The sequence below is a fragment of the Methylobacterium sp. WL64 genome (genome assembly GCF_008039945.1).
In the GTDB taxonomy this organism is placed as follows: domain Bacteria; phylum Pseudomonadota; class Alphaproteobacteria; order Rhizobiales; family Beijerinckiaceae; genus Methylobacterium.
In genome coordinates this window covers 55,010-68,372 of sequence record NZ_VRVA01000001.1, presented here as the reverse complement: position 1 = coordinate 68,372, position 13,363 = coordinate 55,010, and the positions used below count along the sequence as shown (strand labels likewise).

Annotated in this window: 12 protein-coding genes; 3 read left to right on the top strand and 9 right to left on the bottom strand. The window is 68.5% G+C overall.

The window, feature by feature from the left end:
- Positions 1-27 precede the first annotated feature (27 nt).
- The 3 genes from FV242_RS00305 to dctP are packed head-to-tail and all read right to left on the bottom strand — an operon-like array spanning position 28 to position 3,088.
- Positions 28-1,380 (bottom strand): TRAP transporter large permease, encoded by a 1,353-nt coding sequence (locus tag FV242_RS00305; RefSeq protein ID WP_147906919.1) that lies wholly within the window; start codon positions 1,378-1,380, stop codon positions 28-30.
- Positions 1,380-2,069, bottom strand: a complete 690-nt coding sequence (locus FV242_RS00300) for a TRAP transporter small permease (RefSeq protein ID WP_147937528.1) — start codon at positions 2,067-2,069, stop codon at positions 1,380-1,382. The genes FV242_RS00305 and FV242_RS00300 overlap by 1 nt, the downstream gene beginning before the upstream one ends.
- On the bottom strand, positions 2,066-3,088 hold the full coding sequence (dctP, locus tag FV242_RS00295) for a TRAP transporter substrate-binding protein DctP (RefSeq protein WP_147937527.1): 1,023 nt from the start codon (positions 3,086-3,088) through the stop codon (positions 2,066-2,068). The genes FV242_RS00300 and dctP overlap by 4 nt, the downstream gene beginning before the upstream one ends.
- 195 nt (positions 3,089-3,283) lie before the next feature.
- Between dctP and FV242_RS00290 the strand changes: the two genes are divergently transcribed.
- Together FV242_RS00290 and FV242_RS00285 are read left to right on the top strand one after the other, a co-directional pair.
- Entirely contained in the window at positions 3,284-3,937 is a 654-nt protein-coding gene (locus FV242_RS00290) for a GntR family transcriptional regulator (RefSeq protein ID WP_147906916.1), read from the top strand.
- Positions 3,938-4,053: 116 nt separating this feature from the next.
- Entirely contained in the window at positions 4,054-4,995 is a 942-nt protein-coding gene (locus tag FV242_RS00285; protein WP_147906915.1) for a class I SAM-dependent methyltransferase, read from the top strand.
- Here the strand turns inward: FV242_RS00285 and FV242_RS00280 are convergent.
- Positions 4,971-5,651, bottom strand: coding sequence for a GntR family transcriptional regulator (locus FV242_RS00280; protein WP_147896562.1), 681 nt, complete (start codon positions 5,649-5,651; stop codon positions 4,971-4,973). The genes FV242_RS00285 and FV242_RS00280 overlap by 25 nt on opposite strands.
- A 59-nt stretch (positions 5,652-5,710) precedes the next feature.
- Positions 5,711-8,611 carry an FAD-binding and (Fe-S)-binding domain-containing protein gene (locus tag FV242_RS00275; RefSeq protein WP_246692546.1) on the bottom strand — a complete coding sequence of 967 codons (2,901 nt, stop codon included), beginning with the start codon at positions 8,609-8,611 and terminating at the stop codon, positions 5,711-5,713.
- 330 nt (positions 8,612-8,941) lie between these two features.
- Between FV242_RS00275 and FV242_RS36010 the strand changes: the two genes are divergently transcribed.
- Positions 8,942-9,070 (top strand): hypothetical protein, encoded by a 129-nt coding sequence (locus tag FV242_RS36010; RefSeq protein ID WP_281407020.1) that lies wholly within the window; start codon positions 8,942-8,944, stop codon positions 9,068-9,070.
- A 2-nt stretch (positions 9,071-9,072) separates the two neighbouring features.
- On the opposite strand, the gene FV242_RS00270 is transcribed toward FV242_RS36010, so the two are convergent.
- From FV242_RS00270 to FV242_RS00255, 4 genes are all read right to left on the bottom strand, one after another.
- Positions 9,073-10,878, bottom strand: coding sequence for an IlvD/Edd family dehydratase (locus FV242_RS00270; protein ID WP_147906912.1), 1,806 nt, complete (start codon positions 10,876-10,878; stop codon positions 9,073-9,075).
- A gap of 10 nt (positions 10,879-10,888) precedes the next feature.
- The gene (locus FV242_RS00265) at positions 10,889-11,623 is read right to left on the bottom strand and encodes an SDR family oxidoreductase (RefSeq protein WP_147937525.1); all 735 of its coding nucleotides are present in this window, start codon (positions 11,621-11,623) and stop codon (positions 10,889-10,891) included.
- Between the two features lie 91 nt (positions 11,624-11,714).
- Complete coding sequence (locus FV242_RS00260) at positions 11,715-12,482, bottom strand: SDR family oxidoreductase (RefSeq protein WP_147937524.1); 768 nt, start codon at positions 12,480-12,482, stop codon at positions 11,715-11,717.
- Between the two features lie 73 nt (positions 12,483-12,555).
- Positions 12,556-13,257 (bottom strand): GntR family transcriptional regulator, encoded by a 702-nt coding sequence (locus FV242_RS00255; protein ID WP_147937523.1) that lies wholly within the window; start codon positions 13,255-13,257, stop codon positions 12,556-12,558.
- Positions 13,258-13,363 lie beyond the last annotated feature (106 nt).

Below are 13,363 nucleotides of genomic sequence, written 5' to 3'. Positions count from 1 at the left end.
CACCGCCGTTTGTTGGGAAGTCCGGCGCTACCGCGTCGTCGCGAGGAGCAGGTCCGGCAGCCACATGGCGATCCCCGGCACCAGGCACAGGATCAGGATCGCCACCGCCATCAGGATCACGAAGGGCAGGGTGCCCCAGATGATGTCCGAGAGCGGGATGTCGGGGGCGATGTTCTTGATGACGAAGATGTTGAGGCCCACCGGCGGGTGGATCAGCCCCATCTCCATGGTGATGGTCATCACCACTCCGAACCACACCAGGTCGAAGCCCGCGGCCTTGAGGGGCGGCAGGATGATCGGGGCGGTCATCAGGATGATCGAGACCGGCGGCAGGAAGAAGCCGAGCACGATCACTAGGCCGAGGATCGTCACCAGCAGCACCCAGGGCGAGAGCTGCATCGCCACGATCGCGGCCGCGGCCGATTGCGACAGGTGCAGGTAGCTCATCACGTAGGCGTAGAGCAGCGACATGCCGATGATCAGCATCAGCATGGTCGATTCCCGCAACGTCGCGATCAGGATCGGGCTGACGTCCCGGAACCGCCACACGCCGTAGATCGCGGCGATCAGTCCGAGCGCCAGCAGGCCGCCGAGACCGGCCGTCTCCGAGGGCGTGGCGTAGCCGCCGTAGAGCGCCACCATCACGCCGGTGAGCAGGACCACGAACGGCAGCACCCGCGGCAACGTCGAGAAGCGCTGGGCCATGCTGTATTGTTCGTCGGCCAGGATCGGCGAGGCCGGTCCGCCGCGCTCCAGCACCGCCTTGGCGGCGGTGAATTCCGACCGGAACCGGTACATCGCCCAAGTGGCGAACAGGGCGACCAGCAACAGCCCCGGTCCGATCCCGGCCAGGAACAGGCGCCCAAGGGATTGCTCCGAGGCGACCGCGTACAGGATCATGGTGATCGAGGGCGGCAGCAGGATCCCGAGGGTCCCGCCGGCCGCGATGATCCCGGCGGCGAAGCCCGGCGAGTACCCGCGCTTGCGCATCTCCGGAATGCCGGCGGAGCCGATCGCCGAGCAGGTCGCCGGGCTCGAGCCCGCCATGGCGGCGAACAACGCGCAGGCGAAGACGTTGGCGATGCCGAGGCCGCCGGGGATGCGATGCATCCAGGCATGCATCGCCGAATAGAGGTCCTGGCCCGCCCGGGACCGCCCGATCGCCGCGCCCTTCAGGATGAACAGCGGGATCGACAGCAGGGTGATCGAGGCCATCTCCTCGTAGACGTTCTGCGCGACCGTATCGAGGGAGGCGCTCGGCATGAACGCGACCATGAAGGCCAGCGCCACAGCGCCGAGCGCGAACGCGATGGGGATGCCCGACAGCATCGCCCCGAGGGTGGCTCCCGCATACAGGAAGCCGATCGCCGCCGTGCTCATCACTTGACCCTCGCGTCGACCGTCCGGCCCATCGGATCGGGCCCCTGCGGGGTGACCGCGGGCGCGTCGCGCATATCCTTGTTGACGTCGGCGCCGATGCCGATCTTCGGCTTGGCCCAGCCCGCCGCCCGCGGCCCGTAGAGCAGAGCCTCGGCGATCTGCAGGACGAATTGCAGGCACAGCAGGCTCATGCCGGCGGCCATCAGCGTGTAGGGGATCCAGAGCGGGGGCCCCCAGGTCGATTGCGAGGTCTGGCCGTCGATCCAGGCCTCGTGGTCGAGGGACCAGCTCTTCCAGGCGAAGAACAGGCAGAACATCAGGCTGATCACGTCTACCAGCAGCAGCCGGACCCGGTTGACCGCCGGCGGCAGCAGCCCGGTCAGCGCCTCGATCGCGACGTGACCGCGCTTGGCCTGGACCCCGGCGGCGGAGAAGAAGGTCGCCCCGACGATCAGGAAGACCGCCATCTCGTCCTGCCAGTCGGTGGGCTCCTTCAGGAGGTAGCGGACAACGACGCTGTGGCTCAGCACTAGGCAGGCGCCAACGAGGCAGAGGCCGCCGAGGCCGAGGATCACGCGGTTGATGCCGCGCAGCGCCCGGTCGAACAGGCCGAGCAGGCCGGGAAGGCGCGGCTCCTCTGCGCCCTTGCCGTCCGGGATCGCGGTGGCGGCGTCGAAGCCGTGGCTCACGCGACCTGCTCCGCCAGCTTCAGCAACTCCGCGCAGCTCGCGTTGCGGCCGGCATAGTCCTTCCAGGCGGTCTCCCGGGCGAGTTCGCGCCACTGGCTCAGCGACTGCTCGTCGAGCTGCGAGACCTTGGCGCCGGCCTTGGAGAAGATCGCCTCCACCCGGGTGTCATCCTCCTTCGCGCCGGCCTGCCCGAAGGATTCGAGCTCGGCACCGACAGCCATGATCAGGTCCTGCTGGTCCTTCGGCAGGCCGGAGAACACCGTCTTGGACATCATGATCGGCTCGAGCATGAACCAGTAGGAGCGCTCACGGCCCGAGGTCAGCGCCTTCGCGAGCTCCTCCAGGCGGAACGAGATCAGGCTGGTGGACGAGGTGATCACCGCGTCACAGGCCCCGGTCTGCATCGCAGCGTAGGATTCGTTCGACGGGATCGACAGGGTGGCGGCACCGGCCTGCTTCATCATCAGGTCCATCTCGCGGGAGCCGCCGCGGACCTTCATGCCCTTGGCGTCGGCCGGCGCGATCAGCCCCCGCTCGCGGCTGGCGACACCGCCGGCCTGCCAGACCCAGGAGACCAGCACGATCCCCTTGGACTCCAGCAGCTCTGTGAGCTTGCGGCCCACCGGCGCCGACTTCCATGCCAGAGCCTGCGCGTAGGAGGTCACGAGCGCCGGCATCAGGCCGATGTTCAGCTCCGCGATCTCGCCGCCCGCGTAGGGGCTCGGGTAGAGCGACATGTCGAGCGCGCCCTTGCGCATGGCGCCGAACTGGGCGTTCGTCTTCATCAGCGAGGAGCCCGGATAGACCTGAACCTCCAGCGCGCCCTTCGAGCGCTCGCCGACCGCCTGGGCGAATTTCCGGCACATCCGGTCCCGGAAATCGCCCTCGTCGATGGTCCCGCCCGGGAACTGGTGGGACAGCTTCAGGACGGTCGCGGCTTGCGCGGCGCCGAGGCCGAATCTCAGGATGGCGGGCGCCGCGAGGGCGGCTGCAACCAGCGAACGACGTGTTGGCGTCATGGCGTTCTCCCGCACCGCACACTTGGCGGCATCAATTTTGTGCGTCGCAATACTAATATGCTGCGCTTGTATGCACGAAAGACGCTCTTGTATATTTTGTCAACACTGAAGCATATGTGACTGGCGGAACGTCGGCCGGTGTTTCAGGAAGCCGAGGCAGGCAGCGTCCATGGTCGGCGCAGAGGGACCGGAGGGATGAGTCACGCCCAGCGCCTGAGGCAGCGGATCGAGGACGAGATCGTCTCGGGCGATCTCGCGCTCGGGTCGCGCCTCGATGAGAACCAGCTGGCTTTGCGCTTCGGCGTCTCGCGCACGCCGATCCGGGAGGCGTTGCTGCAACTGGCGGCGACCGGCCTGGTCCAGGCCAAGCCGCGGCGGGGCGCCATCGTGAGCGCGCCGGAGCCATATCTCCTGCTTGCGATGTTCGAGGCCATGGCGGAGATCGAGGCGGCCTGCGGCCGTCTCGCCGCCCGGCGCCTGGTCCCCGAGGATTCGGAGGCCCTGCAGGCGGCGCTCGCCGGCTGCAAGGCAGCGATGGCCCAGGAAGATACCGAGAGCTACTACGCCGAGAATTACGTGTTCCATACGGTGGTCTACCGGGCGAGCCGCAACGCCTTCCTGGCCGAGCAGGCCCTATCGCTGCACCGTCGGCTTGCGCCCTACCGCAGGTTGCAACTACGGGTCCGGCAGCGGCTTCCGCAATCGTTGGCCGAGCATGAGGGGATCGTGGCCGCGATCATGGCCGGCGACGAAGTCGCGGCGGCCGAAGCCCTGCGCAGCCACGTCATCGTCCAGGGCGACCGCTTCACAGATCTGTTGGCCGGACTCCGGACGCCGAGCGCCGCCTGAGCGTGCCGGGTGGACAGCTTAACCGTAAACCCCGGCGAGGATTGCTTAGCTTGCCGATCCGACTCGACTAGAAGTTGAGCTATCGGCATGTTCGTCCCGAGAAATCGGGGAAGGTCATGCTGAAGGACATCGTGAGAAGCGCCGGGCGCCGGGCCGGACTCGACATCTTCCGGGCAAGCACCGAGCCGTTCCGCTGGAGCCATACGGTCCACGATTACCACCCGGTGGTGCCGTCCTCCCGCTGGACGCCCGGAAGCGCGCCACACGGCCAGCTCCGATCGGTCCTGGCCCGGGAGAGCGCAGCCTACGACGCGTTCCTGACGGCATTGGAAGCGCAGGCCGACCTGCTCCACAGCGTCCCCCACGATCCCGCCATCGGCGATCCGGCGACGCCGCACTGGAACAACACCTGGTTCACGGCCCTCGACGCGGCCGCCCTGATGACGATGCTCGCCTGGAAGCGACCGGCCCGCTACCTCGAGATCGGGTCCGGCTGCTCCACGTGCTTTGCCCGCTACACGATCGATGCGCTGACATTGCCGACCGCGATCACCTCGATCGACCCGATGCCCCGCCGCGAGATCGATGCGCTCTGCGACACGACGCTTCGCACGCCCCTCGAAGGCTGCGACCTCCGGATCTTCGAAGAGTTGCGCGCCGGGGACATCGTTTTCTTCGACGGATCACACAGATCCTTCGCCAATTCCGACGTGACGGTGTTCTTCTTCGAAGTCATGCCCCGGCTCGCCCCGGGCGTGATCGTGCAGATCCACGACATCTTCATCCCGGACGACTACCCGGCCGCGTGGAACTGCCGACTGTACAACGAGCAGTACCTGCTCGCCGCCATGCTGATGTGCGGGGCGCCGCCGTTCCGGGTGACCGCCCCGGTGATGTATCTCTGCCAGGATCCGGCGACGAGCGCCCGGGTGGAGGCGGTCTTCGCCGCCCGCGGGCCGGGGCCCGGCATCCCGTTCCTCTATCCCAACGATTCCCGCACCCCGGGCGCCTCGTTCTGGTTCGAGATGACGGCTCAGTCGACCTCGACCACCCCGTAATTGGCTGCGATCACGGACTTTTTCCCGCGGATGTGCTCGCGCATCAGGGTCGCGAGGGCGGTGCCGTCCCGGGCGCGCAGCAACGCGATCATGCGCTCGTGCTCCGACACCGCCCGGGCCCACTGGTCCGGGGTCTGCCGGGCGGAGTAGCGCGATCGCTGGATCCGGCCGGACAGGCTCTCGTAGATGTTGGCGAGGACGGTGTTGCGGCTCGCCGCCATGATGCCTTCGTGGATCTGCCGATTGCGGCTGAAATATCCAGCCTCGTCACCCGCCTTCCAGGCCGCCACCATCGCTTCGTGGTCGGCCTCGATCGCGTCGATCTCGGAATCCGAGATCGTCCGGCAGGCGAGATCGCCCGCAGTGGCTTCGAGCCCGGCGATCACCTCCATCATCTCCTCGAGTTCGGTCTCTGAGATGCTGGCGACGCGCGCCCCGCGGTTGGGGAGGAGTTCGAGCAAGCCCTCGGTCGCGAGGATCTTGATCGCCTCCCGCAGGGGCGTGCGCGAGATCCCGAAACGCTCCGTCAGTTCGCCTTCGTTGATCCGCGCCTTCGGCTCCATCTCTCCGGAGCGGATCAGTTCGCGCATCCGGTCCGCCACCTCGTCGTGAAGATAGCGGCGGCTGATCCCGATGCCGGGGTCGATCTTGTTCATGGGCCCACGGTGCACGCACGGTCAAAGCAACCTATGTGCATGTGTAGGTGCCCGGCAATTCAGTGTCGAGGCGGCGGGGCATGCACGAGCGCGTCATCGAGGAGGCGGGCCACGTGTTCCGCGCGCAGGCCGAGGCCGTCGTGGATCTGGTGACGGCAGCTCGTTCCATCGGCCACCACGATGTCGCCGGGCCCGGCCGCGCGCAGGGCGGGGAAGAGGGACAGCTCGGCCATCGCGAAGGAGGTCTCGATCGTCTCGGCACCGTAGCCGAACGCCCCGGCCATCCCGCAGCAGCTCGATTCGATGACCCGGACATCGAGGCCGGGCACGCTTCGCAGCACCGTTTCCACCGAGCCCATCACGCCGAAAGATTTCTGGTGACAATGCCCGTGCAGGTGCGCGATGCGGCCCCCCTGGTCGGCAAGCGGCAGCGTGATCCGCCCGGCCGCCAAGTCTCCGGCCAACAGCTCCTCGAAGAGGAACGATTGCCGGGCCAACAGAGCGGCCTGGTCTCCCGGCAGCAACGCGGAAAACTCGTCCCGGAAGGTCAGCAGGCAGGACGGCTCCAGGCCGACCACGCGGGCGCCGGCCTGGATAAACGGCAGGAGCGTGTCCAGGGTCCGGCGTGCCTCGGCGCGGGCGCGGTCGGTCTGGCCGGAGGCGAGCCAGGTCCGACCGCAGCAGAGCGGGCGCCGCCCCCGGGTCGGATAGACCCGGTGGAGCCGGTATCCCGCCACCCGGAGCACCCGCTCGGCCGCCTCCAGGTTCTCCCGCTCGAAGGCGCGGTTGAAGGTGTCGCCGAACAGGATGATGTCGCGGAAATCGCCCGTCACGTCGCCGGGATGCGCCGCCTCGCCCTGCTCGCTCCAGGGGCGCCGCCAGCGCGGCAGCGACCGCTTGGCCGAGAGACCGACCATCCGCTCCGAGAGGGCCGCCAGCGCCGGGTGCCGATCGCGCAGGTTGAGAAGCGGTGCGAGCTTGGCGGCGATCCCGGCATAATGCGGCATCAGGCCGATCAGCCGGTCGCGCAGGGGCAGCCCGTGTCGGGCGTGGTAGTGGTGCAGGAACTCCACTTTCATCTTGGCCATGTCGACCCCGGTCGGGCATTCCCGCCGGCAGGCCTTGCAGGAGACGCACAGGTCGAGGGTGCGCTTCATCGCCTTGCTGGTGAAGGCGTCGGGCCCGAGCTGACCCGAGATGGCGAGGCGCAGGGAATTGGCCCGGCCGCGGGTGAGGTGCTCCTCCTCGCGGGTCGCCCGGTAGGACGGGCACATCGCCCCACCGGCAAGCTTCCGGCAGGTGCCGTTGTTGTTGCACATCTCGACCGCCGAGCCGAAGCCGCCCCAGTCCGACCAGTCGAGGGCGGGCTTCACGGGCTCGGTCACAGCGTAGTCGGGCTTGAACCGGAACAGGCTCCGGTCGTCCATGCTCAGCGGCCGGACGATCTTGCCGGGATTGAGCCGGTTCTCGGGGTCGAACGCGTCCTTCACCGTCTCGAACGCGCCGGTCAGGACCGGTCCGAACAGCGGCGCGATGTATTCCGAGCGTGAGATGCCGTCGCCGTGCTCGCCGGAATAGGAACCCTTGTACCGGCGCACCAGGTCGGAGGTCTCCTCCGCGATGGCGCGCATGCGCGTCACGTCGCCCCCGTCCTTCATGTCCAGGATCGGTCGGACATGGAGGCAGCCTACGGAGGCGTGGGCATACCAGGTGCCGCGGGTACCGTGCTTGGTGAACACCGCGGTGACCGCATCGGTGTAGTCGGCGAGGTGCTCCAGCGGCACCGCGCAATCCTCGATGAACGAGACCGGCTTCGCGTCGCCCTTCATCGACATAATGATGTTGAGGCAGGCCTCGCGCACCTCCCACACGGAGCGCTGGCGCGCCGGCTCCAGGATCTCCACGACGGCATCGGCATGGCCATGGTCGGCCATGCAGGCGTCCAGGCGCTTCAGGTCGCGCTTCAGGGCAGCGAGGTCGTCCCCGGCGAACTCCGCGAGCAGCAGGCAGTTCGGCTTGCCGCGGGTGATGTCAGCCAGCGTCGCGCGGAACAGCGGGATGTCGGCGCCGAGCACCAGCACGTTGTTGTCGACCAACTCGACCGCCACCGGATCGAGCGCCACGATGTGCTGGGTCGTCTCCATGGCGGCCCGGAACGACGGAAAGTGGCAGACGCCCATCACCCGGTGCGCGGGCAGGCGCGACAGCTTGAGGGTGACCGAGGTCGTCGCGGCGAGCGTCCCTTCCGAGCCGACCAGCAGATGCGCGAGGTTCGGGCGCGGCTCGATCAGCGCGTCGAGGTTGTATCCGCCCACACGCCGCTGGACCTTCGGATAGCGGGCTTCAATCTCGTCGCGATGGCTCTCGGCCAGCGCGCGCATGCGCCCCGCCAAGGCTTCCGCGTGGCTGGCGCCCGTGACACCGGTGGCCGCGTTGCCGGTGAGGCCGAAGCCGAACGCCTCGCCGCCGAGAAGCAGGGCGTCGATCGCCAGGACGTTGTCGCTCATCTTGCCGTAGCGCAGCGAGCGGGCGCCGCAGGAGTTGTTGCCGGCCATGCCGCCGATGGTGCAGCGGGTCGCCGTCGAGGGCTCCACCGGGAAGAACCAGCCGTCCGCCTTCACGCGGGTGTTGAGCCGCTCCAGCACCATGCCGGGTTCGACGGTGATCGTGCCGGCCTCGGGGTCGTAGGCGCGGACGCCGTTGAAGTGGCGCGAGCAATCGACGACGAGGCCGGAGCCGATCGGCTGCCCGTTCTGAGAGGTGCCGCCGCCCCGCAGGATCACCGGGGCGCCGTGATCGGCGGCGATCCGCAGCGTCGCAGCGATATCCGCGGCCGAGCGCGGCAGCACCACGCCGGCGGGCATGATCTGGTAGATCGACGCGTCGGTGCTGTAGCGGCCGCGGGTGAACGCATCGAACCGCGCTTCGCCCTGAAGTTGCTCGGCGAGTTTGCGCGCCATTCCGCCATCCAGGCGTGCCGCCGCCCGCGGCGATGCCGCAGTTCGAGCCTTGGCTTGCGTCACGGCCGATCCCTCCCGAAGGCGCGTCCCCGCCCATGGAGCGATCGTATTCAAAATTCACGAGAGAGGGAACGGCTGGTTGAGGGAGAGGCCTTTAGGCACACCCTGCCGATATCGCTGTCTACGGATCGATTGGATGCCCCGGCATCCACCGCGTCACCTCGGGGCCGCTTGGCGGAGCCCTGGGTCCATAACCACCAACGGCGCAGCAACTTGCACGGTTGGTGTTTCTGGATTCCGGGCTCGCCTGCGGCGCCCCGGAATGACATTGTGAATATTCGTTTCGACGGAGCGGAAAAGATCTACGAGAACACAGTTTTAATTAAACGCCTCGTCCCGCGTACCGCCGCCCCTTTTTTGCGTATCAAGCCGTCATCGCTCGATCTTGGCGGCAAGTGACGTCAATGGTTATCCCGCGGGACGCCCGACGCCTGCGCCACCTTCTGGAACTTCACGGCACCCTTCAGCACCATGCCTTCGTCGAGCTGCGCCACCTGGTCGCGGTAGATCTCTTGCCAGGGCGTTTGCGTCGCCGGGAACGGGAAACCGCCCCGGGACGCCAGGTCGGCGCGGCGGCGGGCGAGTTCCTCGGCCGGGAGCAGGATGTCGGCCCGGCGCGTGTTGAGGTCGATGCGGACCCGGTCGCCGGATTGCAGCAGCGCCAGGCCGCCGCCCACCGCCGCCTCGGGCGAGGCGTTGAGGATCGCGGGCGTTCCCGAGGTTCCGGATTGGCGGCCGTCGCCGATACAGGGGAGGGAGGTCACGCCGCGGCGGATCAGTTCCCCCGGCGGCTGCATGTTCACCACCTCGGCGGCGCCGGGATATCCCACCGGACCGGCGCCGCGCATGATCAGGACGGTGTTCTCGTCGATCCCGAGCGACGGGTCGTCGATGCGGTGGTGATAATCCTCCGGCCCGTCGAACACGACGACGGGGCCCTCGAACGCCATCGGGTCCTCGGGGTTGCGCAGGTAGCGGGCGGCGAATTCCTCCGAGATCACGCAGGTCTTCATGATCGCGGAATCGAACAGGCTGCCCTTGAGGTTGAGGAAGCCCGCCCGCTCCATCAGCGGTGTCGCGTAGGCCCGGATCACGTCGCGGTTCCAGCTGTGCCGCCCGCGATAATTCTCGCCGACGGTGAAGCCGTTGCAGGTCGGGGCCTCGGTGTGGACCTTCCCGGCGTCGATCAGCTCGGCGAACACGGCGGGCAGGCCGCCCGCCCGGAAATACTCCTCGCCGAGCCAGCGGCCGGCGGGCTGCATGTCGACCAGCAGCGGGATCTCGAAGCCGACCCGCTCCCAGTCGTCGCAGGAGAGCGGCACGCCGATATGCTTGGCGATGGCGTTGATGTGGATCGGCGCATTGGTCGAGCCGCCGATGGCGGCGTTGGCCACGATGGCGTTCTCGAACGCCTCCCGGGTCAGGATGTCGGACGGCTTGAGGTCCTCCCAGACCATGTCGACGATGCGCAACCCGGTGGCGTAGGCGGCCTGCCCGCGCTCGCGATAGGGGGCGGGGATCGCCGACGAGCCGGGCAGGGCGAGGCCCAGTGCCTCGGCCAGCGCGTTCATGGTCGAGGCGGTGCCCATGGTGTTGCAATGGCCCGTGGACGGGGCCGACGAGCCGACGATGTCCATGAACTGCTGGAAGTCGATATCGCCGGCGGCATGCCGCTCGCGGGTCTTCCAGACGATCGTGCCCGAGCCGGTCAGCTCCTTCTGGAAGTAGCCGTTGAGCATCGGCCCGACATTGAGTGAGATCGCCGGGATGTTCACGGTGGCGGCGGCCATCAGGCAGGCCGGCATGGTTTTGTCGCAACCGGTCAGCAGCACGACGCCGTCCAGCGGATAGCCGTACAGGACTTCGACCAGCGACAGGTAGGCGAGATTCCGGTCGAGGGAGGCGGTCGGCCGCTTGCCGGTTTCTTGGATCGGGTGACACGGAAATTCGAAGGCGACGCCCCCGGCCGCCGTGATGCCGTCGCGCACGCGCTTGGCCAGTTCCAGATGGTGCCGGTTGCATGGAGACAGGTCGGAGCCCGTCTGGGCGATCCCGATCAGCGGCTTGCCCGAGCGCAGCTCCGCGGGCGTGAGCCCGAAATTCAGGTAGCGCTCCAGGTACAGCGCGGTCATGCCCGGATTGTGCGGATTGTCGAACCACGCCTTCGAGCGCAGGTCGGCGGGAGATACGCGGCGCTTCTCGCTCATGGTCGAATCCTCAGATCGTCATGCCACCGTCGATGGAATAGCTCTGGCCGGTCACGAAGGCGGCCTCGTCGCTCGCCAAGAACACCACCAGCGGGGCGATCTCCTCGGCCGTCGCCAGCCGACCCATGGGCTGGCGGGCGATGAAGGCCTTGCGGGCCTCCACGGGATCGTCGAACGCGTTGATCCGGTCCGCAAGCGAGGGCGTGTCGACGGTGCCGGGGCAGATGCAGTTGCAGCGGATGCCGCGGCCCACGTAATCCGCCGCCACCGACTTGGTCAGGCCGATCACCGCGGCCTTGGTCAGCCCGTAGACGAAGCGGTTCGGTAGCCCACGCAGGGAGCCGGCGACGCTCGCCATGTTGACGATACTTCCGGCGCCAGCCTGGAGCATCCGTGGCAGGACCGCGCGGATCGTCCAGAACTGCGACCGGACGTTGAGATTCACCGCGAAGTCGAAATCCGCGTCGCTGGCATCGAGCACCGTGCCGGCATGGACGTAGCCCGCGCAGTTGAACAGCACGTCGATCCGGTCCAGCCCGCCGGCCACGGCCTCGATCTGCGCCCGGTCGAGCACGTCGAGGGGCGCGGTGGTGACGTTGGGTACGCCCTCGAAGGTTCCGAGTGCGTCGGCCCGGACGTCGGTGGCCAGCACCTGCGCGCCCTCGCGCGCCAGCGCCAGGACGCTCGCCCGGCCGATGCCCTGACCTCCGGCCGTCACCAATGCTGTCTTGCCCGCGAGACGCATGCGCCCGTTCCTCCCGTTCGCGCGGTCATGGTGCCGCCTGTTCGCCAATCTGCCGTGATCCGATCCGCGGCGTAAACCGTGCCGCAGGGGTTCAGGACAACATCCGCGTGTCGCCGTCGATGGCGATCGCCTGCCCGGAGATCGTCCGGCCCCGCGGCGAGCACAGCAGCAGGATCTGGTCGGCGAGCTGCCGGGCCGTGACGTAGTCCTTCACCGACACGAACGAGAAGGCGCGCGCCTCCATCTCGGCAAAGCTCGTGCCCTGCTGCTGCGCCTTGGCCTCGAGGACCCGGCGCTGCCGGTCGCCGGCCACCAGCCCGGGTAGGATCGCGTTCACCCGGATGCCCGCCTCGCCCAGCTCGATCGCGAGGGACTTGGTGAAGCCGATCACGCCCCATTTCGCCGCCGCGTAGGGGCTGCGCAGGCCGAAGCCGAACTTTCCGGCCGCCGATGACAGGTTGACGATCGAGCCGTTGCTGCTCGCGCGCAGGTGGAGCACCGCAAGGCGCGCGCAGTTGAACTGGCTGGTCAGGCAGACCGTCAGGCAGCGGTCCCATTCCTCCGGGGCGATCTCCTCGACACGCCCGGTCGGCCCGGCGATGCCGGCGTTGTTGACGAGCACGTCGAGGCCGCCGAGATGCTCAACCGCTGCCGCCATCATGGTGCCGACCGCGTCCCGGTCGGCGACGTCGGTCCGGCAGCGCCCGACCGCCCCGGGAAGGGCGGCCAGGGCCTCCTGGTCGATGTCGCAGGCGAAGACCCGCGCGCCTTCCTCGAGGAAGGCGTCGACGATGCCGCGTCCGATTCCAGCGGCGCCCGCGGTCACGAGCACGCGCAGGCCGGCGATTCCGAGATCCATGGTCGTTCCTCCCGTCCAGGCATCGCTTCAGAGGCGTTCGTCGCCTTTTGGATGAAGCCGATGCGCACCAAAACTATGCGTCCCGCAGCCCTCCGCGGGATAGGATGAAGTCGGCCGCCTCGCGAATGTCCGCGGCCAGGGCGGCGGCGGCAGCGGCACCGTCCCGCGCCTCGATCGCCGCCAGCGCCTCGGCATGCCGGCGCAGGGCGAACCCCTGGAGCAGTCGTTCCGGATGTGCGCGCAGGTCCAGGTTGATGACCGGGCCGGCCTTCAGCCACAGCCGGGCGATGATCGCGTGCAGAGGCTCCAGTCCGCAGGCCGCGTAGATCGCGAAGTGCAGGTCGCGGTTGAGCCGGACGGCCAGGGTGCTGTCCGGCTGCGCGGATGCGGCCTCCCGGCGGAACGCGGCCTCGGCCCGTCGGATCGCGCCGAGTTCCGGTTCGCTCCGGCGCTCCGCGGCGCGCGCCGCGGCCATGCCCTCGACGGCCATGCGGGTCTCGGCCAGCGCCTGGAAATCCTGCGCCGTCATGATCGGCACCCGGATCGCCCGGGTCGGGGCCACCTCCAGGACGCCGTCGGCGACGAGGCGGCTCACCGCCTCGCGCACCGGCATCACGGAGACGCCGAGCGCCGCCGCGCTCTGGCGCAGGGACAACCGGTCGCCGGGAGCGAGTCGGCCGGACGCAAGCAGTTCCGATAGGGCCTCGTACGCGGTGTCGGCGAGGGTGCGCCGCTCGAGCTGGGGTAATTCGGCCAGGGCCGACATGGAACTCATGTGCCGACACTAGACGGATCTGGCACTATCGCGCTAGTGATCTGTGATCACAGTTTGGGTGAGGGCCGTCAGAGCCCATCAAGAATGCCCGGCTGGAGGAAACGCA